Source organism: Maribacter huludaoensis, assembly GCF_029350945.1.
Taxonomy (GTDB): domain Bacteria; phylum Bacteroidota; class Bacteroidia; order Flavobacteriales; family Flavobacteriaceae; genus Maribacter; species Maribacter huludaoensis.
Genome location: NZ_JARKMS010000003.1, coordinates 294,696 through 316,581 on the forward strand (window position 1 = coordinate 294,696; position 21,886 = coordinate 316,581).

Here is a 21,886-nt window from a genome sequence, read left to right on the forward strand (position 1 = left end):
TTTTAATATGCTAAAAGAAGAAAAATATAAGAAATTAAAGGATATCGTAAAAATCTACTTACCCGAAGACGTAGCAGTCAAGGACATTGAGCAAAATAGTCACTTCATGAACGATTTAAATATTAACTCTGCAAATCTTGTAGATATCGTGCTTGATGTTGAGGATGCATTTGACATTCGTCTGGAAAATGAGGACATGGAAAAGATGCAAACGGTTAACGATGCAATGGCAATAATAGATGCCAAGCTGGCACAAGACTGATCAGTGTAAACTTTAAGAATTTTTTATTCTTTGCCCTTAATCAATACCGAAGCTAGAATTCCTGCAACCAAAGAAACAGAGATAACGGTCAGCGATACCCATTCAGGTAAATGAATGTAATGGGAGAATAACATTTTTAAACCTACAAAGGCAAGAATAACTACGAGGCTATAGTTGATATACTTAAATTTTTCAAGCATTCTTGAAATTAAAAAGTACATAGATCGCAAACCTAGAATCGCTAAAATATTAGACGTAAAAACAATAAACGGGTCTGCGGTAATTGCTAAAATAGCCGGTATGCTGTCTAGGGCAAAAAGAATATCGGTAAGTTCTATAACAATAAGCGCTACAAAAAGGGGAGTTGCAGCATTGAGTCCCATTCTCTTTACAAAGAAATCATGACCGTGCATGGTTGTCGTAACCGGATATATCTTTTTAATCTGCTTAAAAACAAACGAGTCCTTTGGGTCAAAGTCATCATCGTCACCCTTTAGCATATTAAAGGCCGTATATAATAAGAAGACACCAAACACATATATGATCCACTCAAATTTGGTAATTAGTGCAACTCCAAAGAAAATCATTAAAGCCCTAAAAACAATGGCTCCTAAAATTCCCCAAAATAGTACACGGTGTTGATATAAGGCGGGAATCTTAAAAGATGAAAATATTACCGCAATAACAAATACATTGTCTACGCTAAGTGAAAGTTCAATAAGATATCCCGTTATATATTTTAAAACAGCGTCATTAGGAGTTAGTCCTGTTGGGTTTGCAATTATTCCGGCATCAAATACCCAATAGATTACAACACTAAAAGCAAAAGCAACAGTTACAAAAATAGCGGTCCAAATACCCGCTTCCTTAGATTTAATAACATGTTCATCTTTATGAAAAACACCAAGATCCAAGGCAAGAAATATAAGAACAAAGGCTATAAAGACGATCCAAACTATCATATGTAATTTTTGAAGGTGCAAAGGTATTAAAATTTGACTTTAACTATTGTATTTATTTAAATTGTACAACTATTGAAAATCAAAATTTTATGTTTTCCTATTATTTTATAAAGATCACAGAGTATGTCCTATAAAATTACTTTTATCCTCTAAAAATTTGATTAGATAAAATAAGTCATTTCCTTGTGCTAGCACTGTTAAAATACAGAGAGAAGCAATGTTGAACATCATTTGACTTGAACCTATTATGAAAAATAAGTTCCTAAAAAACTGTAAATCAGTTAGTTTTAAATGTAGAAGTAGGGTGTTAAGCTTTTGTCGGATAAACGACTTTTTTTAATCGATGAAGTGCAATTTTATTTTGAAATCAAGAGGAGTATAATTTTTTTGTTTTAAATTTAGGGTAGAACAAGTTATTAAAATGAAAAAACTAACCATTTTTTGTGGTTTCTTGGTATGCCTTATTTTAGGTATTCAAGGGGCCTGGGCACAGGATTCTTTGCAGCTTGATGCAAGGGTAAAACAGCGAATGCTTTTAAATAAATTTGAAGCCGATTATGTGTTGACCGCTTCTGAAAGAGTAGCGTTAAAACAGAGTCGTTTGGCGCATCAATATCGTATGAAAGAAATTTTAGATTCTTTAGATATATCCGATGCAAGAAGAAAACGATTGATACGGGAACTAAAAGAAAATCCATTTTCAGAACGGGTACAGTCCGTAATTGCAAATCATACGGCTACTATAGATAGTTTGGATCAATAAAAAAATGCAGTCTAATGAGACTGCATTTTAGCTTTTCTTCTTTCCAATTGTCTTTTTAGGTCTTCAATTGAGGAAGCTATTGCGGCCTCAAAACTATCTGAAGACGACTGGGCAAACAGGCGAGGACCTGGTGCACTTAAGCGTATATTACAAATCATTCCGGAATCTGGTGAAGATGTATTTTCTTTTTTGAAAAAAACATCGGACCTGACGATGAAGTCATATTTATCCAGTAATTTTTCTAATTTCTCAGCAGCCATTATCTCTAATCGGTTGCTTGCTTTAACATCGTCGTACTCAAAATTGATATTCATAGGCTAAAAATTTAATTTAAGGTACTCATTTCAACAACGTATTACAATTAAAAAATTCATAATATTTATTGCTCTAGAAGTTAAGATTCATTAACCCTTTTGTTTCTACAACGTTAGCTAAAATAGGTTTATTTTAAAGTAAAGTTAAACTTACGCAAACGTGGTATAAATATAGTCCTATTTTCTTATCTTGAAGTAAAATTCCCACAATTTCATTTTTAACGTTACCGCTATGGAAAATGTAAAGGATAAATCTGCATGTTTAGGAAAATTGGAACGGTGTAAAAATACCATTCAATATTTTAAAATTAGGGTAGATTCTTATTTATATGAACCTTCAACTGTGGCGTTGTTTGAAACCAAAGTATATTTAAAAAGTAAGATTTTAAAACTTTCCGAGGCAAACAATAATTTGTTGGACTATTTGAAATCAACTACGGAAATATTGCCAGAGCAATATAAAATGGTCAATTTTCATATTAGGGAAACTTCAGAGCTGGAGTTTGATTTTATGGAATATACCTTAAAATTCAGGAAACCTGTCAATTTAAGACCACACGTTTAAATGCCTATTTCTTAGGTGATTGGTAAAAGCGATAATTATTTCCCTATATAGATCATGATTATGTCCTAGTTTAAAAAAATGTTACTAATTTAGGGGTAGAACATTAATGAACTTGACATGAAAATTTTTATGCGGCTAGCTTTTTGCTGTACTTTTTTCTGTACGACACTGTTGTACTCACAAACCAAAGATTCTACCACTACAAAATCAAATGAAGAAGACGAAGGTCCTGTAATGTTTCAATTTGAACCCAATTATGAAACTGCGGTAATGTTGCAAAGAGAAGCTTTGAAACAAAAGATTAAAGGTTTGGATACGTTAAACATATCCGATAGGAAGCGTCAACGTATGATAAAAGCATTTTATAAAGAATCTCGAAACCTGAATTTCAATAAATCAGTGTTGGTAAATACTGAATTTGAAGAAGAGGACTATGAAGATTAAATACTGTCTTTTGGCATAGATTTCGTGGTATATTGGGTGAATAAACATAGTATATTATGAGAGCTCCGCTTCTTTTATTTTTTGCCCTAAGTGTAATTTGTAGTTGCAAATCGTCAAAAACTATGATTAACCAATCACATCCTGTTCATGCCCTAGTTGCATCTAAAAGGATTGAATTTACGGCTAAATCTGCAAACCCTATGGTAACGCAAAGTTTAACGGCAATAGCTAACAGTGGTCTTATTGCTCCCGGTAATACGGTCTCAAGAATAGACCTGAATGGAAATGGTAATTTTTTAAGGATACACGGTGACAGCGTTTCCGCTAATTTACACTACTATGGAGAACGGCAATTTGGTGGTGGTTACGGGGATGCATCTGGAATAGAGTTTGATGGACTTCCCGATAATTATGTTCAAGATTTTGATGCAATAAAGCAAAAGTATACCATTCGTTTTCAAATAAACGATGTATCCGATAACTATACGGTTTATATAGATATCTACCCTAATATGTCCGGTTTGGTTTCGGTTAATACGGCAAATCGTAATACCATTCAGTATAACGGGCGTATTGGTACCATTGAAAAAAGGTAATGTTCGCTTTACTATAAGTGATTTGGTTCGGTAATGTCTTCCATAAGGTAAAGAACGCCCCAGAAAGGGAAGGTTTTCTCATAATCTTCGTTATTCCCTATTGAGAACTATACCTTTGCACCTAAATGAAGTTAAATAGTAGAATTTAATAGTATGAGTAAAGTAAAAGCGGATAGTCAAGTAAAAGTTCATTATACAGGTAAATTGAGTAATGGTCAAACATTTGACAGTTCAATAGGTAGAGAACCATTAGATGTAAAATTAGGGCAAGGTAGTTTAATACCGGGATTTGAAAAAGGATTGCTTGACATGGAGGTTAACGAGAAGAAAACTATCGTTATTGCCAAAGAAGATGCATACGGTGAAAAACAAAAGGAGCTTTTTCAAACAGTTCAAAAATCGGATTTACCTGCAGATATGGAGCCAAAAGTTGATATGGCGTTAATGGCAACCAACGCAGATGGTAGCGAAAGACAATTACGTGTTGCGGAAGTTAACGAAAATGATATTGTAGTAGATGCAAACCACCCATTAGCAGGTGAAGATTTAACCTTTGAACTAGAATTGGTTGAAGTTCAATAAATCGCAATAATTTATGATATGAAAAACCGCCTCTTTGGCGGTTTTTTTGTTTCCGAGCCTATCGAATTCATAGTGCTAAATAGTATATTTGAAGATGCATTTAAGAATATTTATACTACTTATTACGGCTTTACCTTTTATAGGTTGTAAAGAGGAAAAATCTAGAACGGTTATAGTTGAGAAAACAGAACCTGCCACAGATAAAGTAGCTACTTCAACTTATGAAGATTTAGAGGGTAACCCTATAGAATTAACCGATTACAAGGGTAAACGCGTGTTAGTTAACTATTGGGCTACGTGGTGCAGACCATGTATTGAAGAAATGCCCGATATGGAAAAAGCTCAAACGCTTTTATTGAATGACAACTATGTATTTTTGTTTGCATCTGATCAGTCTGTAGAGAAAATCAATAAGTTTAAGGAATCTCGTGGATTTAATTTAAATTTTATAAAGTTTAACGGAGTCTATGCAGAAGAGAATATAAGTGCCCTGCCCGCAACAGTTATATATAACAAAATGGGAGAGCAGGTATTGCGTTTTGATGGCGGATTGAAATGGGACAGTCCGGAAATGATCGAAAAACTTAGAGCGGTACAATAATGCGGGCAGCATCATTTAACTTTTTTATTTGTGTATTGTTCAGTTTGCTAATGGGTTGCAAGGAAGAATCTAAAACACCAAAGTCGGAAGCGCCTATAATTGTGGTAGAAAAAATGAAATCCCCGGCAGCAGCATCTAGTGCATTGCCACACCTAATGTCAAATAAAGATGTTGCTTTACTTTCATGGGTAGAAACTTCTAATGATACTTTGGCCACTATGAGATATTCAGAACTGGTCGATGGCAAGTGGCAACAACCTGAAAATATACTAAGTGGTACAGATTGGTTCGTGAACTGGGCAGACTACCCTATGATTACCGAGAATAATGGAGATTTATGGTCTCACATCTTAAAAAAATCAACTGAGGGCACCTATTCTTATGATGTAAAGATGAACATTAAGTTAAAAGGTACAACTAGTTGGAGAACAGATTTGTCATTACATAACGATAATACACCAACTGAACATGGTTTTGTAAGCGTTGTGCCCTATAATAATTATTTTTTTGTGAACTGGCTTGATGGCAGAAATACGGAGGAAAATGCAAATGGTGAACGTGGGGCAATGACATTAAGGGCAGGAATTGTTTCTACTAGCGGAGAATTATTAGAAGAATATGAGCTTGACTCCAGGACTTGTGATTGCTGCCAGACCACTTCTGCGATTACGGATAACGGTCCGGTTGTAATATATCGTGATCGCTCGGAAAATGAAATACGTGACATAAGCATTGTGCGCCAAATAAAAGGGGAGTGGACTACACCTAAAGTAATTCATGAAGATGATTGGCAAATAAAAGGTTGTCCGGTTAACGGTCCCAAAGTAGACGCTTTGGGTAATAATTTGGTAGTAGCTTGGTTTACGGGAGCTTCAAAAAAACAAAAAGTGCAAATCGCTTTCTCTGCTGATGGAGGTGCAGAATTTACAGAACCAGTTATTGTTGCCATAGGTACAATTATGGGGCGTGTAGATGTACTTTGGAAGGATGAAGATAATGCGATAGTCAGTTGGATGGAAGCCAATGACAAAACAGCTTTGTTCAAAGCTATGGCCGTTCATAAGAACGGTACTGTCTCTAAAAGTAGGTTGATTACCACAATGGCAGATTCCCGTAAGTCTGGTTTTCCCCAAATGGAAATGGTGGAAGAAACATTATATTTTGCGTGGACGGAGCAAGAGGGAGCATTAACTCTGGTGCGTACTGCAAAAATGTCCGTAGATGCTTTTTATGATTAATTGACAGATATTAATTCAATGTCAAATAATAATACAGATCCACCTGGTATTCCATTAAAATCAAAACTACCGTAACCTAAATGAGCGGGTATTAATAGAACGCCACTGCCACCTTCGTTAAATAATTGAATACCTTCTGTCCATCCGGCAATAACTTTGGAAAGATCAGTAGTAAAGCCAGCATTGTTTTGATCAAAAACGGAACCGTCCAAGAAATAGCCTCTGTAGGCAACGGTAACATTTGCGGAAGCCGAAGATGGTTTTGGACCACCACCTAAATTTTCAATAATATAATGTAAACCTGACGCTGTAGTTTCAGAATCCAGTTCATTGGCGGTCAAGTAATCATTAATTTGCTTTTCATTGATTTCAGTATAGTCAACAGGTTCAACCGTTATTGCATCATTATCATCGGAGGATAGACAAGAAATCATTGTAGTTGCAGCAAAGAATAGTAAAAAGTATTTCATAATATAAGTCTTGAACAGAAATTGGATTTTAATAAAATTGTAGGGTAAATAGAGACCCAACTTATTATGCAATAAAAGTGTTTACGGAAAAACGGACACTACAGTTTTTATAAAGATATTTTTGAAATTTTAAGGCTTGAGATTGCGATTCAAAAATAACGGCTTCCGTAATGCTGTTCGCTAAAACAAGATGCCCAATAAGGTATTCTACGTAGTAAGTATTGTTTTCAGAAAGTAGAACAAAATTCGGTTTGGTCGTCACAATAATTATTTTACGATACTAAAATAAAGCATTTATTTAAGTGATCCTAATTTTTTTGAAATTCCTTGTTAAATGGTTGTTCCAGTAGGGTTGGGGTGATAAGTGTTATGTCTAATCTGCTATACCCATTACCTCATATGAAGATGGTGTTAAAAATTAAAATTTGGATAGTTTTAGAATTTTGGCATTATAATTGCTAATTCTCTAGTAATTAATAATATCAAATTATATTACATTTATGAGTACAGGAACAGTAAAGTTCTTCAACGATGAAAAAGGCTACGGCTTTATTACAGAAGAAGGTTCAGCGAACGATCATTTCGTTCACATTTCAGGATTAGTTGACGAAATTCGTGAAGGCGATGAAGTAGAATTCGAACTAACCCAAGGAAAAAAAGGTTTAAACGCAGTTAACGTTAGAGTTATAGAATAAACTTTAAGAAGTCCGTCAGCAATGACGGACTTTTTTTGGTACACTATCCAAATAAGGTCTAGACAACCTAATCTTTAAAATGTCTACCATCTTTTTAGAGGTCTCAAGGTAGGTGCAATCTTGTAACTCCTTGTTAATAAAGAGTAATACCATTATTAACTATATAAATTATAAACACATGTTAGATCAATTAAAACAAATGGCAATTCAAAAATTGCAAGAAACCATGAGCGCAAATTCTTTAAATTCTGAAGCTACTAGCGGAGCCGCGGAAGAAGGAGCCAACTCTTTAATTAGTGGGCTTATGGATAAAATAAGTGCCGGTGACTTAAGCGCAGTAACAAGTTTGTTTTCAAATGATGGCAATGCTACGGAGGATAGTGGTATTGTTCAGAATTTAAAGGGAAAACTAGCTGAAATACTAGAAAGTAAAGGTATGAACGCTGAAGAAGCGCAAGCAGAAGCTAGCAACGTAGCACCAGATTTGGTAAATGGGCTTAAGGAGAAATTTCTATCGAATGAAGCTTCAGATTCGGCTTTTAGTTTAGAAAGCCTTAGCGGTTTAGTTGGCGGAGATGCAGGTAGCTTACTAGACAAGGCAAAAGGACTTTTCTAAGAGAAGTTACTTTTAGCATCGTACAAATAAAACCGCTCAGTAATGAGCGGTTTTTTTATGCCTAAAAGCTAAATATGATTTTTGTGTATTACGTCTAATTTTTAAGGAAACTTTATTTATTAACACAATCAATTGAAAAATGACACGTTAATTATATAAAATAAATGGTTTATGAAAATATCGATAAGTTCCCAAAAAGTAGCTGTTTTAACCGAATTGGAAAGAAAAAGAAAATCGGTAGAGCAATTATTAATGAAGATGGAATCTTATTTGTATGAGCCACAGACACCTAGTGGCTTTGAGAAAAAACAAAACTTAAAAACTACTATCAACCGTACTGCAACTAGTACAGATGCTTTACTGGAATTATTAAAGATGAACGATATTTCTATTATGGAAAGTATGGATGATGTAGAACGCCAAATAGAAGAATGCTACGCCCTAGAACTAGAAGTGGCAAAGTATGTACTAAACAGATAGAATTAAGCTTATATATTATTAAAACCGCTCAGTAATGAGCGGTTTTTTTATGCACAATAGACAAGTATTAAGCGGTTAAGATTTAAAAATTGTAAGGATTTGGTGTTTAAAATAGGGGAGTAGGTACACTAAAACATATTTTCAAAAGTTTTATATGTACAGCAACTTTTAATTGAATTTTTGATGAATACCTTATTACCGATCCTAAAAACATCTGATTACCGTAAAGACGAAAAACTGCAGTTCAAAGAGTTTTTATTCAATGATAGTATTGCTCCGGTAGTGGCTTATGGTAAAGATAGTGGCAATGCCATGGTATATGAAGGTGCTTCAGATGAATCTGATTTGTACGCTAGGTTTCCAGCTATTAAAAAAGAGGCGCTAGCAAATCTAAAAGCAATAGATGTCCCGTATCAAATTACAGAGGCAGAGGGTACAAATGTACTGTTTGCCGAAGGTCATGAGTATGCCAGTGAAAAGATTTTAGATACTGCGTTTATGATTAAGGTCGCGGCCGATTTAGAGTGCGATACGCTAATGGTGGGTATTCCTTTTAAAGGTGTGTTGATCGCTATAGATGCTAATTCGGAAATGCGTTTAAAGTTGCCGGTGATGGTAAAGCAGTATTTTGATAATCCGCAGCAAGATCCTATTTCAGATAAAGTATTTCTGGTTCAAAACGGGGAAGTGATTGCCATGGGAGGAGAGAAATTACCTAAAAACGAATCTGAGGATAATTTTGTGATTTCTGAGGATAAGGAACAGAATTATAGCATAGCTCTAAAAAGTAAGCATATAGAAGAACTGGTTACCGATATAAATACATCGTTTCAGCAAGTAATGCTCATGATTTTACAACGTAAGTCTTTTGGAGGCGAGATTACTTTTAATTTAAGTAGTGCTATTTCTAAAGATCAAGCGCTTATTGATAAATGCAATTCTATAATAGAGCAAATTGAGAAGAATGAGATGTTGCAGACCATTTCTCAGGCATTGGCATCTAGCAAAGTACAGTTTAAGTTTTTGCATGATGGTAATCTAATAGCTCCAACAGCGACATCCAAGCCAAAGCAACCTGAAACAGTTAAACAATCGACACCGGAAAAATTTAAAACAGAATACCAACCTAAGGAAACTATTCCTAATAAGAGCGATAAAATAAAACCGGTAGTTTCAAAACAACAGAAACAGGATACTGTAAAGAAATCTAAACCCTGGTGGAAATTTTGGGCAAGCGAAGAACAAGATTCTCCGGAAATGATAAAAGCTGCACAAGAAAAAGCGAAATTAGACGAGCTGAAATCTGGTAAGCAAAAAGATTTTGCGAAATCTGACCACAATAAGTTTATGCCGAAATAGCGCGAATGTTTTTAATTGATTTTAGAATGATTCACACGAGTTTCTAGATTATCCTGTGCATGATTTACACGAGCTTTTTTAATTATCCTGTGGATGATTTAAAAGTCGGTGGGACGATGAAGGTGGACTTATAAGTTAGTATTTCCTAGGTTATGTATAATGATGAAATTTGTATAAGATAGTGGGTTGTTTAAAAGTCTATTTTACATACACGAGCTTTTTAATTATCCTGTGGATGATTTATAAGTCGGTGAGATGATGTTGGTGGACTTATAAGTTAGATTTTACAATGTTTCTAATAGGGCTAAAATAAGTAACTAATAGTGGGGTTATTAAACATTCTATTTTACATAATATAAATTATAGAACATTTATATATTTTCTGAGAATAGAGTATTTGAAAGGTTGTTGTACATAGTAAGTCAGACCTTTTTTTACTGGAATATTTAAGTATATATTAGCTGATAAATTACTTAGAGAATATTACCTTAATTAATAACAATTTTAAATTCAGCTTTGTCTTTTTCATTTTTAGATATTCTCAACACATACATGCCCGATGTTAGCGTATCTGATATTTTTATTCTAAGCGTATTATTTTCAATATATTGTCTAGTATTCATCACTACTTTGCCTGTTACATCTGCTATTAAAATAGTGACCTCACCCTCGGCATTGAACCCTGATACGGTTAACCACTCTGTAACTGGATTTGGAAATAAACTTAATTCATTAAATTGAAAAGTGACTGTCTCTATACCTTGACAATCTGAAGTTCCTTTTATTTCAAAAGTATTTTGCCCGGTTTTTAAAGGGAGCTCAATACTATTTAATCCGGTGTTTGAAAATTCGAATACTAAAAGTTCCTTATCGGTTTTTACTTGATATGATTTGCTTCCCGTGACATTTATAAGGCCTAAGGCAGCAGATTGGTCTATTTTCTTGTTCGTAATACCTATAGCCTCTAACTCTGGAACCATCACATTGAATTCAGGAGCGTTAATTTCTACATATGAACCTTCAAAATTAATAACAAACTGACCCGATGGTAAGTTTGGAAAAACATATGAGCTCTTTTGGGCAAGATCCACAGCCATTACATCAATACCATCGCCTGAGAGTGTTGCAATTAAGTCATATTCACTATCATTGATAATAGTTATGCTTCCGTTAGAAGAACTAGGACAAGAAGGCGAGTTCAAAAGTATACTAATATCATTAGGTGCTAGTTGAACCGGCGGACTAATCAATTCATTAATGACAATGGTTCTAACAACTTCAACTGCAGCGTTTTCAGCACTATCCTCAACATTGTACCTTACACTATAGGTACCCGCAACATTGATATTTAAATCGGTCGTATCTACCATGACAAGGTCTGTTATATCACCGTCTACATCATCTGTTGCCAAATAACCGTCTTCTACAAATGGTTCACCTACATTAAGTTCTAAAGGATTATCGCCATTTAAAACAATTATGGGTTTAATGGTATCCATAGGTACGGCAATTACATTAATGGTTCTACTAACTTCATCTGCAGCATTACCGGATTCATCGCTAACATTATAGGTAATTTCATATGTGCCAGCTAGACCTAGGTTTACATTCTGCATACCTACAATGACATTATCGGTTAGACTACCGTCAACTAAATCCGTAGCAGAATAACCAGGCTCGAAATAAGTGTCGCCTTCGTTTATTTCAATGGGGTCCTCCCCTTTTAATACAATCATCGGTTTATCGTTATCAGGTATAGAAATACATGAAAAGATTTGAGCGTAATCTCGACTATCTGCACCACCAATAGCGGCACTCCCTGAGAGGGCTACCGACGATCCGAACCAATCTACGCCAGTATTACCCTCGGCAACCAGATTATAAGATTCCGTCCAAATACCATCTGTTTCTTTTTGAAAAATATAGGCGGAATTTTTAGCTAAACCATATACATCATTTGTACCTACCATGACCACATCTTCAAAAACAGCTACGGAATATCCAAAATAGTCATACCTATTGCCATTGCTAGCGGTTAACTTCTGTATTTCGTTCCAGCTACCAGAAGAACTTTTTTCGAATATAAAGGCTGATCCATTACCATCGTTCAAATAAGAATTATATGTACCTACTATGGCAACATCATCGAAAATGGAGACAGATCTGCCAAAGTAATCTACCCGAGCATTATTGCTAGGCGTCAGTTTTTTAATATGCGACCAATTGCCATCCACATCTTTTTCAAATATATAAGCGGCACCATTAGCGGCGTTATTCTCATTTTCGCTGTATTTACCCACAATGGCCTTATTAGCAGAAACGGATACTGCATAGCCAAACATATCTAAAGTTCCACCGTCGAAAGCAGTAAGCTTTGCCGTTTCTATCCAAGAGCCATTAAATTCCATTTCGAAGATATAAGCCGACCCACTTGATAGACCCTTTTCATTATCTCCTGTTGCACCAATGATAGCAACTTCACCAGAAATGGAAACGGAAAAACCAAAACGATTATAAGATTCATTATTGTTAGGTAAAAGTTTCTGAATTTCGATCCAAAGGCTATTAGCATCTTTTTTAAATATATAGGCAGCACCACTACCGGTACCGTTATCATCCGTGTTAGAGGCACCTACAATAGCTATATTGCCAGAAATGGCCACTGAAATACCAAAGTCATTATATGAACTGGTGTCGCTGGCCTGAAGCTTTTGAATTTCTACCCAATTGTTATTGGCGTCTTTTTCAAATATATAGGCTGCGCTGTTTCCGTTGGCTCCTACAATGGCCGTATTACCCGATATGGCAACAGACCTACCAAAATAATCCCTTATCATGGCATCGCTGGGGCTAATGCTTTGATTGTTCGTACAAATCGTTATATCGATGACAGTAATAGAAATATTTTGAACGGCAGATAATCCTTCACTATCCGTTACCGTTACTTGAACATTATAAACGTTATCGGTATCATTATCCAAAGGGTTATCAATGTCAGGAGTTATATTAAATGAAAACTCACCATTTTGATCATTCAAGTTGAATAACGAATTATCCGCTCCTGCGTTATCATCCGTTGAAAAGCTGTATACCAAACCATTACCTTCTGAATCGCTATCATCTGTTGCGGTCACTTTAAAAACGGTATTATTACCATTTACATCGAAATCAAAAGATTGCGTAGAAGTTAGAACCGGTGCCTGATTGGAGGGAGTAACGCTAATTTCAATTTCTTGCGTTGCAGTAAGACCTACATTGTCTGTTACCGTTACTTGAACGTTGTAAGTATTATTTGCACCATTGTCCAAGGGTTCGCTATAATCCGGAGGGGTGATGAATGAAAGCTCACCCGTATCGCCTATTAGCGTAAAAAGATCATTATCCAATCCACCATTATTTAATGTGGTAAGGCTATAGACCAAACCATTGCCATCTGTGTCTTTATAGTGAGATGCATTGATATCCAGTACGATTGATGTCGTATTTTCAACAACGGTAGCACTTGCGTTCGCTTCTAATCTAGGAGCTTGATTTGAAAGTGTGCCACCAAAAAAATAAGCTGCACCGGTATGAGCGCCGTATTCATCGTCATTTCTTGCGCCTACTACGGCCACGTCGCCAGATATGGAAACCGAACCGCCAAAACTATCATAACCTGCATTAGGCCTAGAGTCGAGTATTTGTAGTTCTGACCAAGTTCCATTAGTATCTTTTTCAAATAAATAAGCGGAACCCCTACCTACTCCATTCTCATCTGAGCCTACCACTACCCTATTATTAGAAATGGATACTGATTGACCAAACCAGTTATTAGAAGCTGCATTGCTAGCTGTGAGTTTTTCTTGTTCTACCCAGTTGCCATCTGTACCCTTTTCAAATATATAAGCAGACCCACTACCGTTTCCATCATCATTACTACCAGGAGAACCCACTATGACTGTATTTGCCGAAATAGCCACCGAAGAACCAAATCTATGCCCAAATGAAGCATTACCTGCAACTATTTTTTGTGTTTCTGTGAATAAACCATCTGAACTTTTCTCAAAAATATACGCCGCCCCACTATCATTGCCATTACTTCCATTACGTGCGGCACCTATTACTATTTTATCATTTGATATAGAGACAGAAACTCCAAAATCATCGCCTAAGACCGCATCGCTTGCGGTAAGTACTTGAAGTTGCACCCAATTATCATTTACATCTTTTTCAAATATGTAAGCCTTATCTGTTAAATTCGCGTCTGTGTGGTGTGTACCGACTACTATATAATTTGGGGATATCGCTACCGAGGTACCAAAATTACTATTTGAAGTACCATTATCAACCAGTAATTTTTGTGTTTGTAGCCAAGTACCGTTTGCATTTCTGTCATAAACATAGACCGAACCACTGTTATCTCCATTATCATCATTACCAATAGCACCTACAACAGCGGTATTTCCAGAAATGGCAACAGCACTACCAAAATAATCGTTCGTATTACTGTCGCTTGCGGTTAGTTTTTGAGCCTCAAGCCAATTACCATTGGTATCTTTTTCATATAAATACGCAGCGCCGCTTTTTATGCCAAAATCATCATGGCCATTAGCGCCAATTATGGCAAAATCATTTGAAATGGCAACGGAATTGCCAAACCAACTACCGGATAAATAATCATTTGCCATTACCCTTTGTATATTACCCCAAATGGTTTCATTGACATCGGTTACCTGTATAGTATAATTTCTATATGCATAAAATCCGCCACTATCGGTTACCGTTACTTGAATGTTGTATATATTATCCTTGTTGCTATCAAGAGGATTTTCAAAGTCAGGGCGATATTTAAATGAGAATATGCCCGTATCTTCCGTTAACGTAAACAAGTCATTATCTAAACCATAGCCGTATTTGGTGGTTAAGGTGTAACGTAACCCGTTACCTTCTGTATCGGTGTCATCAGTGGCGTTGATATCCCTTAGAATGTCATCACTATTTTCCGCTACTTTTAAAGTACCATAAGCAGTTTGTTGCGGTTTTTGATTTGTTGTAGGGGTATAATTAAAAAAGTATGACGTACCACTGTTTTGACCATTTGTATTTTTAAATGAGGAACCTACTAGCGCATCATCTCCAGAAATAGCAACAGCTCCGCCAAACTTATCGCCTAAAGCGGCATTACTGGCATTAATTTTTTGAATATTATCCCACTGACCGTTCGCTGATTTACGTAGCAAATAGGCAGAGCCACTTTCTGGGGCTTCTTCATCATCTAATAAAGCACCTACTAAAGCTACATTTCCCGATACAGCTACTGCATTTCCCAGTTGACCATTTCTATAGTCATGCAGTTTATCGACTTCAATCCAATTTGTAACTGCTTCTTTTTCAAATATATAAACATCGTTAACGGCACCAACTATAGCAACATTTGATGAAATGGCCACAGATTTTCCAAATCTATTATATCTACTACTATTACTTGCAAAGAGTTTTTGTGTTTGAATCCATGTATTTGCATTTTTTTCATAAATATAGGCAGAGCCACTGTCACGACCTCTTTCATCATCTGAGAATGCGCCTATTATCGCCATATCATTTGACACGGATACTGAGATTCCAAAGCCGTAACCATAAATAGCATCTTCAGGAATTACTTTCACTACTTCAACCCAAGTATCATCAGTACTTTTTTCAAATATATAAGCAGCGCCTGTTGAACCATTATCCCTAAAAGCCCCTATCACAATTGTGTTATTCGATATAGATAAGGAGTTACCAAAAGTGTTACCAATGGGGCCATCACTAGCGATTAGTTTTTGTAATTCTATCCATGAGCCATCGACCGACTTTTCAAAAACATATACAGCTGGGTTACCAGGTGCCCCTATGATGGCAATATTCCCATTTATTGCGACAGATTCACCAAAGCGGTGGTATTCATCTGCATCACTAGGTAGAAGTATTTGTATTTCATTCCAAGTACCGTCAATAGCCTTTTCATACATATAAGCTGCTCCGCTGTCAGTTCCGTTTTCATCATTACTTTTTGAGCCAATTATAGCATAATCTCCAGATATCGCAACGGCACCCCCAAAGAAATCACCTTCTGCATTATTACTGGCTATTTGTCGTTGCTCGTTGCTCCATTGTGCATTTAGATTCCCTACACCCACAAGGAGTAGAATGATGAAAAGTAGTTTTAACTTCATAGATGTTTGCTGTATGTTCTTGAAAACAAATAGTATCTGAAATTTTTTTTGTTAAAATTTCGCTTTAGTTCAACGCAGAAGAGAGAAAGATATTTTGAAATAAATGGATAAAGCGCAGTTATTAGGGGATTTAAAAAAAAAAAGAAGATAAAACTTGAGCTAAATTACCCATTGAGCCTCAGAATAAAATAATAATATAGGCAAGATTCTTAAACACATTAATTGGAAATAGTAAATGTGTTATGGAATAATTGAAGAAGAAAGACTAGTAAATTATAGTCCTTATAGAAAATTTAAGAATAATCCAGTTGAAGAACTAAACAAAAAAATAATAGCACTTATAGAATAAACTCACCCAATTTCAACTTGAGATATATAGCTGTAATCATCAGCTTTTAATTTATAAATTAAAAGCTGATTTAAAAAACCAATGACATATACCTTTCACTAAAGGTTAGAAGTTATGTAATTACCATGTTCAATAAGAACTGTAACCAGTAAAAACCATTACTTCTTGGAAGTCTGCTCCAAATAAGTGCTTTCAAATATTTTATCAGCATTTGCAGCTTCAAAGCCTTCCCTTCTATGCTCTCTTTGTATTTCATTTTTATCTAAAGAGACAAATTCTGGCAGTATGGAGCGTTCTGCAAATTCTACATAACTTCCTGAAATTTTCATAATTTCGTTATGTGAAAAGGTTGCTTCTACCATTTCGGCAACCGAACTACTTTGGCGTAATAAACCGTCATTGCTGGTTTTTATCTTTCCGCCAGAGGTATTAAGCACAACTCCTAATCCTTCTAAAAATTCATTGAATACTTCTAAAGAATTATATGGGGAAGGTAAATCATGAACACTAATGGTGTAGTGATTTAAATAATAACGATTGTAGATTACCCAAGCGGCATATTCACTTTCTTCCGATAATTGTTGAAAATGGGCTAACGTTGGCAATTTCCATAACGGTTGGTAGAAAAAATCGCCAACTGCTTTTGTATCGTCCAAATCAATAGTATCTATAGGGTCTGTGTTGATGGCGTTGGTATATTCAGAAATGATACGTTGCGCTTTAGTAGATAGGTCTTGTACTCTTAGCTCACTAATAAAAATTCTAGGATACTCCGGGCTTGGCGGTGCATACCAATAGGCATCTAGTTTTTTACCTGGAAAATAATAGGAGTCCATTTTGGTGTATCCGTAGTGTAAAAATATCTTTTCAAAAGAAGAAATTCCCAAATTAGGAACACCTAAGGTACGAAACGCAATATGATCGTTTACGATTTCATCTTCGTTAGAAATCATATGGGTATCGATCATTGCCTTGGAGATTTTTTCTACGTCGGTAACACTTTTTTTATAGGGAACAAATAAAGCGTTCAACACTTTATCTAGAGAAGTATTTTTTTGAAAATTCATAGCACGTAGGTATTTAGAATAGATGGTAAGTTTAATTAGCTATAATTATTATTCAAAGTTCTTATCTATTTTAACAATAAACAATTAACATTGTATGTTTATTGATAAGTATGACTAATCAATTAGAATTTAGACATCTCCACTACTTTTTAGTGTTGGCAGATACATTACACTATCGTGAGGCGGCAGAGAAATTATACATTTCACAATCTGCCCTGAGCCAACAGATACAGCGTTTGGAGTTAATTTTGGGGAAGAGTTTGTTTGTGCGCAACAATAGAAAAGTGCGCTTAAGTGCTGAGGGAATTCTTTTTAAACAAGAGGCAATGCTGATACAAAATCAGGCTACCGTATCCATGGAACGTTGGAAATCTGCAGTTTCTGGCAAACAAGGATTGCTTAAAATTGGATTTGTAGGATCTGCAATGCAAAAATACTTGCCCACTATTATCAAGAATTTTACGGAAACGCACCCGAATATTGAATTTTATCTGAACGATCTTAGTAACACCGATCAGCTTTCCGCTTTGGAAGCTGAAAGAATTGATATTGGATTTATACGCTCTAATGTTGTTCCCGCTACATTGAAAATCAAGTCGGTTTTTAAAGAAAAATTCGCTTTGGTATTGCCAAGAGATCATGCAATTTCTACATCTAATTTTAAGGATGTGTCGCAATTGTCAGATGAGTCTTTCATCTTATTGCCAAACGAGAATAGTCAAATGTACTATGACCAAATTGTAGCGCTTTGTAATGATTATGGATTTGCTCCTAAAGTATCGCATCGATCAATTCATGCCCCTACAATTTTTAAGCTAGTGGAAGGCGGATTGGGTATTTCTATAGTGCCCAACTCCCTTAGGGATGACCACAATACTAAAATTAAATTCATTGAATTGGATAATGTACCTCAGGAAACCGAGCTGTTTGCCGTTTGGCTCCAAAAAAACACAAATTTGGCATTATCCTTTTTTCTGAAGATGCTGTAAGGCAGTTCTATTCTAATAATACAGCCTAAAATCTAACAACTTACAGACACTGTAATGTCTTTGGTGTAGCTCTTCGACCACATCGAACATATTATCATCTTCTTTAAAAAGATTAAAAAAGGCTTTATCTAGGTTGGCACTGCTAACGCCATTAAAAGCATTACCATAACCAGAGACGGCTTTTGCGTTGGTGATGTCTAAAAAGTACTGGGCTTCATCTTCGTCCAAATCTAGAATTTTGGCGTTGGAGAAATGCAGTATCTTGCCTTTTAATCGCCCTTCAAAAATCTCTGCAATTTCCTGTAAGGTGTAATAGTAATCGTTTAGGCAAATACTATTGGCTTCGCCATGCATGACCAAGTAGATAATCTCATAATCCTTAAAATTATGATCATCTAAGACCAGTGCGTTTAGACTGTCTTCCATACCCTCAATAGTATCGCATGTTTTATAAATACTTGCAATACCATATTTCATGGCCAATTGTTCCAAGCTTTGTTGCGCTTCGGTCAGCAATTCATTTTCTATATCTTCGACACCTTCTAAACAGTATATGAAATGGTCTTCATCTGTTAATTGGGTTTGGGGTAATTGTCGTCTTTTTTCTAGCAATATTTTGTATGTATTTGAGGTGTATGAAATACAAAATTACAGCAACTGTTGTTTTCTTCTTAGCGTTTTAGGGATAAACTATAACTGCTTTAAAAAGTTTTTTACGGCATTCCAATAGCCATCATTATCCTTGAACTTTTCCCATAACGCTCGCGAACCATGATTTCCTGCCGTTGCCGGTACATAGGTTACTTTTGTTGTAGTTGATATCGCTTGGTTTATGGCGGCCCAATTATCTTGTTCATTTTGTGCGGAAGTAATAAACGTAGGTACGTTAATGTGTGTGGCACTATTTTTTATGAAATCGTCTTTGCCAAAATATTCTCCGGGAGAAAATGCCATGGCAGCATCTATCTGATCATGATGGTCACCTGCATATTTAAGCACCAAAGAAGAAGAATAGGAACTGCCCCAAATAATGATTTTCTTTGGGGAATATGCTTTTTTAACATAAGCTACGGTTGCTTCAATATCTTGATAAGCATCTAGGTATGTGGTCTCCTTCCCTGCCGCTACCGCTCTTTTATGGGTCTGGTTGGTAACGGAATTTACCGCTCCGCCAGAACGTTGGTCAATTGCCAAGCAATTATAACCCAAAGTGTTTAGTTTGGGTGCTATTTCTTTGTATTCTCCACGGCTCCACCCCGCTTGATGAAAAAGGAGTATAAAGGTTTCGCTCCCTTTGGCTTCATAATAATCTGCAGTAATCAGTAAACCGTCTTTAGAAGGAAAGTCTATAGTTTTCTGTGCGAACATATAAATGGAGCTTAAGCTTAAAACAAAGGCGAAAAACGTTTTCATAATTAATATAGTTGGTTAAAGGGCCTTTAGTCTTTGTTTACTCGGCATGCTTACAAAAAGTTGACCCAAATTACTTTGATTTAAAATTTATGGTCAATACAGTTAATTTAAATTAGTGCTTTTGGTCATTTAGCCTACGTTTAGTAGGAAGTTGATTATAATGTATATAATATAACTCGACTATTTCTGTTATTTTAGCATAAAACTATCCTTATGCTTGTATTTATTGTAGTCATTGCCATTGTTGTAATCTTGTTTTTATATGCTATTTCTGTGTATAATGGCTTGGTAAAAAAGAAAACGGAGATGGCAGAAGGCTGGAGCAGTATTGATGTATTCTTAAAAAAACGATACGATTTGATTCCGGGTTTAGTGGAAACCGTAAAAGGCTATGCGACTCATGAGAAAGAAACCTTTGAAAATATCACTAAAGCACGAAATCTAGCGCAAAACGCTTCATCTGTTGATGAACAAGGAAAAGCGGAAAGTGCCTTGAAAAATTCTATGGTCAATCTTTTTGCCGTTGCCGAGAACTATCCCGATCTAAAAGCCAATCGTAATTTTAGTGAGTTACAAAATGAGCTTTCATCATTAGAAGACGATATAGAAATGGCACGTAGATATTACAACGGTACGGTTAAAGAAAACAATATTGCCATTGAAAGTTTTCCTTCCAATATATTTGCCAACATGTTCAACTTCAATAAGGGTGAGTTTTTTGAGATTGAAAATTCAAAAGAGAAAGAACCAGTTAAATTTTCTTTTTAATTGGCAATGACAAGAAATGTCTACGCTACATATGATGTTTTCCCTAGCGCAAAAGGTGCATCTACGCATATAAGAGAGATGATCAATGTATCTTCACAGCAATGCGATGAATTGCAATTATTCTGCTTACGAGGCAATAGCACCTACCCTGCCGTACAAACAGAAGGTAATATTGTCATTAAGCGCTATTACAACGAAGAGAAGATGAATTATTTGGAAAAAGCTTCACTTTTCTCGCAGCAGCTATTCATTGATATCCAAAAAAATAAAGAATCTATTCAAATAGGTCATTTTAGAGATGTTTGGAGCGGCATGGGCTTAACCGCCGAGCCTAGTATAAAAACAATTTTTGAAGTAAACGCCCTAACTTCGATAGAACTACCTTACAGATACCCTAATTTAACACCCTCTTTTTTAGAAAAACTTAGAGAAATTGAGTTGCAGTGTTTACAAAAAGCTACTGTGATTATTACGCCATCCGAAGTAACAAAAACCTACTTAGAAACAGAATATTCCGTTAATGCCGATAAAATTAAAGTGATACCGAACGGGGCACATATACCAGAATCTTACGAAAAACCCATTGATGCTCCTGAACAGTACATTATCTACTTTGGCGCCATACAGCCGTGGCAAGGTGTAGATGTATTGCTAAAAGCAATGACGTACTTGGAAGATTTTGAAGATCTGAAATTGGTTATTTGTTTGGCGGTAAAAGAAAAAGCTTTTAAACCTTATAAAAAGTTGTTGGAAAAATTAGGCTTAGAAGATTGTGTTATTTTAAAATCGAGACTTTCAAAAAAAGACTTGTACAACTACATATATTTCGCAGAAGCTTCAATAGCGCCTTTAAAGGCATGTGATAGAAATATTACACAAGGTTGTTCTCCACTAAAGATATTAGAAAGCATGGCTTGTGAGACAGTGGTCATTGCAGCTGAATTACCAGTGGTTACAGAATTGGTTACTGAAAAAGAAGCATTACTTTTTGAGCCTGATAGAGAACAAGATCTTGCACGTTGTATTCGATTTGTATTAGATGAACCGGAACGAAAGAAAACCTACATTTCTAATGCTTTTAAAAAGGTAAAAAGTACTTTTTTGTGGGATACTCAAAAAGAGAAATTGAAAAACATATACCAAGAACTAACGCTCTAAA

The 21,886-nt window shown here is 35.6% G+C and carries 22 protein-coding genes; 15 read left to right on the forward strand and 7 right to left on the reverse strand.

Going from position 1 to position 21,886, the window contains the following annotated elements; genetic code table 11:
* The first annotated feature begins 7 nt into the window (after positions 1-7).
* Complete coding sequence (locus PXC01_RS11270) at positions 8-262, forward strand: phosphopantetheine-binding protein (protein ID WP_276472400.1); 255 nt, start codon at positions 8-10, stop codon at positions 260-262.
* Positions 263-285: 23 nt separating this feature from the next.
* On the opposite strand, the gene PXC01_RS11275 is transcribed toward PXC01_RS11270, so the two are convergent.
* A complete protein-coding gene (locus PXC01_RS11275; protein WP_276472401.1) occupies positions 286-1,224 on the reverse strand; it encodes a TerC/Alx family metal homeostasis membrane protein in 939 nt (312 codons plus the stop codon).
* Between the two features lie 421 nt (positions 1,225-1,645).
* Between PXC01_RS11275 and PXC01_RS11280 the strand changes: the two genes are divergently transcribed.
* Positions 1,646-1,987, forward strand: coding sequence for a hypothetical protein (locus PXC01_RS11280; RefSeq protein ID WP_276472402.1), 342 nt, complete (start codon positions 1,646-1,648; stop codon positions 1,985-1,987).
* Positions 1,988-1,998: 11 nt separating this feature from the next.
* Here the strand turns inward: PXC01_RS11280 and hpf are convergent, their stop codons facing one another.
* A complete protein-coding gene (gene hpf, locus PXC01_RS11285; RefSeq protein ID WP_276472403.1) occupies positions 1,999-2,301 on the reverse strand; it encodes a ribosome hibernation-promoting factor, HPF/YfiA family in 303 nt (100 codons plus the stop codon).
* Between the two features lie 232 nt (positions 2,302-2,533).
* Between hpf and PXC01_RS11290 the strand changes: the two genes are divergently transcribed.
* The 6 genes from PXC01_RS11290 to PXC01_RS11315 all read left to right on the forward strand — a co-directional run bounded on the left by PXC01_RS11290 (position 2,534) and on the right by PXC01_RS11315 (position 6,327).
* Positions 2,534-2,866 (forward strand): hypothetical protein, encoded by a 333-nt coding sequence (locus tag PXC01_RS11290; RefSeq protein WP_276472404.1) that lies wholly within the window; start codon positions 2,534-2,536, stop codon positions 2,864-2,866.
* A 117-nt stretch (positions 2,867-2,983) separates the two neighbouring features.
* A complete protein-coding gene (locus tag PXC01_RS11295) occupies positions 2,984-3,310 on the forward strand; it encodes a hypothetical protein (RefSeq protein WP_276472405.1) in 327 nt (108 codons plus the stop codon).
* A 122-nt stretch (positions 3,311-3,432) separates the two neighbouring features.
* Positions 3,433-3,906 (forward strand): DUF4251 domain-containing protein, encoded by a 474-nt coding sequence (locus PXC01_RS11300; RefSeq protein ID WP_276472406.1) that lies wholly within the window; start codon positions 3,433-3,435, stop codon positions 3,904-3,906.
* 153 nt (positions 3,907-4,059) lie between these two features.
* On the forward strand, positions 4,060-4,488 hold the full coding sequence (locus tag PXC01_RS11305; protein ID WP_276472407.1) for an FKBP-type peptidyl-prolyl cis-trans isomerase: 429 nt from the start codon (positions 4,060-4,062) through the stop codon (positions 4,486-4,488).
* Positions 4,489-4,582: 94 nt separating this feature from the next.
* Positions 4,583-5,089 (forward strand): TlpA family protein disulfide reductase, encoded by a 507-nt coding sequence (locus PXC01_RS11310; protein ID WP_276472408.1) that lies wholly within the window; start codon positions 4,583-4,585, stop codon positions 5,087-5,089.
* Entirely contained in the window at positions 5,089-6,327 is a 1,239-nt protein-coding gene (locus PXC01_RS11315; protein WP_276472409.1) for a hypothetical protein, read from the forward strand. Before PXC01_RS11310 ends, PXC01_RS11315 begins: the two co-directional genes overlap by 1 nt.
* Here PXC01_RS11315 and PXC01_RS11320 read toward each other — a convergent pair.
* Positions 6,324-6,797 (reverse strand): FKBP-type peptidyl-prolyl cis-trans isomerase, encoded by a 474-nt coding sequence (locus PXC01_RS11320; RefSeq protein ID WP_276472410.1) that lies wholly within the window; start codon positions 6,795-6,797, stop codon positions 6,324-6,326. The two genes, PXC01_RS11315 and PXC01_RS11320, sit on opposite strands and share 4 nt — an antisense overlap.
* Positions 6,798-7,297: 500 nt before the next feature.
* Here PXC01_RS11320 and PXC01_RS11325 point away from each other — a divergent pair, with 500 nt between their 5' ends.
* The 4 genes from PXC01_RS11325 (at position 7,298) to PXC01_RS11340 (ending at position 9,947) form a co-directional block, all read left to right on the forward strand.
* A complete protein-coding gene (locus PXC01_RS11325) occupies positions 7,298-7,492 on the forward strand; it encodes a cold-shock protein (RefSeq protein WP_276472411.1) in 195 nt (64 codons plus the stop codon).
* 178 nt (positions 7,493-7,670) lie between these two features.
* Entirely contained in the window at positions 7,671-8,108 is a 438-nt protein-coding gene (locus PXC01_RS11330) for a hypothetical protein (protein ID WP_276472412.1), read from the forward strand.
* 171 nt (positions 8,109-8,279) lie between these two features.
* Positions 8,280-8,588, forward strand: coding sequence for a hypothetical protein (locus tag PXC01_RS11335; protein WP_276472413.1), 309 nt, complete (start codon positions 8,280-8,282; stop codon positions 8,586-8,588).
* A 183-nt stretch (positions 8,589-8,771) separates the two neighbouring features.
* Positions 8,772-9,947 carry a DUF1444 family protein gene (locus PXC01_RS11340; protein WP_276472414.1) on the forward strand — a complete coding sequence of 392 codons (1,176 nt, stop codon included), beginning with the start codon at positions 8,772-8,774 and terminating at the stop codon, positions 9,945-9,947.
* Between the two features lie 488 nt (positions 9,948-10,435).
* Here PXC01_RS11340 and PXC01_RS11345 read toward each other — a convergent pair whose 3' ends face one another.
* Both PXC01_RS11345 and PXC01_RS11350 read right to left on the reverse strand, forming a co-directional pair.
* On the reverse strand, positions 10,436-16,141 hold the full coding sequence (locus tag PXC01_RS11345; protein ID WP_276472415.1) for an immunoglobulin-like domain-containing protein: 5,706 nt from the start codon (positions 16,139-16,141) through the stop codon (positions 10,436-10,438).
* A gap of 507 nt (positions 16,142-16,648) precedes the next feature.
* Entirely contained in the window at positions 16,649-17,557 is a 909-nt protein-coding gene (locus tag PXC01_RS11350; protein WP_276472416.1) for a DUF1338 domain-containing protein, read from the reverse strand.
* Positions 17,558-17,667: 110 nt separating this feature from the next.
* Here PXC01_RS11350 and PXC01_RS11355 point away from each other — a divergent pair, with 110 nt between their 5' ends.
* A complete protein-coding gene (locus PXC01_RS11355; protein WP_276472417.1) occupies positions 17,668-18,546 on the forward strand; it encodes a LysR family transcriptional regulator in 879 nt (292 codons plus the stop codon).
* A gap of 12 nt (positions 18,547-18,558) precedes the next feature.
* Here the strand turns inward: PXC01_RS11355 and PXC01_RS11360 are convergent, their stop codons facing one another.
* Entirely contained in the window at positions 18,559-19,158 is a 600-nt protein-coding gene (locus PXC01_RS11360; RefSeq protein ID WP_276472418.1) for a DUF6642 family protein, read from the reverse strand.
* Positions 19,159-19,236: 78 nt separating this feature from the next.
* Positions 19,237-19,959 carry an alpha/beta hydrolase gene (locus PXC01_RS11365; RefSeq protein WP_276472419.1) on the reverse strand — a complete coding sequence of 241 codons (723 nt, stop codon included), beginning with the start codon at positions 19,957-19,959 and terminating at the stop codon, positions 19,237-19,239.
* A gap of 213 nt (positions 19,960-20,172) precedes the next feature.
* Here PXC01_RS11365 and PXC01_RS11370 point away from each other — a divergent pair, with 213 nt between their 5' ends.
* A complete protein-coding gene (locus tag PXC01_RS11370; RefSeq protein ID WP_276472420.1) occupies positions 20,173-20,727 on the forward strand; it encodes a LemA family protein in 555 nt (184 codons plus the stop codon).
* A 6-nt stretch (positions 20,728-20,733) separates the two neighbouring features.
* Positions 20,734-21,885 carry a glycosyltransferase family 4 protein gene (locus PXC01_RS11375; protein ID WP_276472596.1) on the forward strand — a complete coding sequence of 384 codons (1,152 nt, stop codon included), beginning with the start codon at positions 20,734-20,736 and terminating at the stop codon, positions 21,883-21,885.
* Position 21,886: the final 1 nt, after the last annotated feature.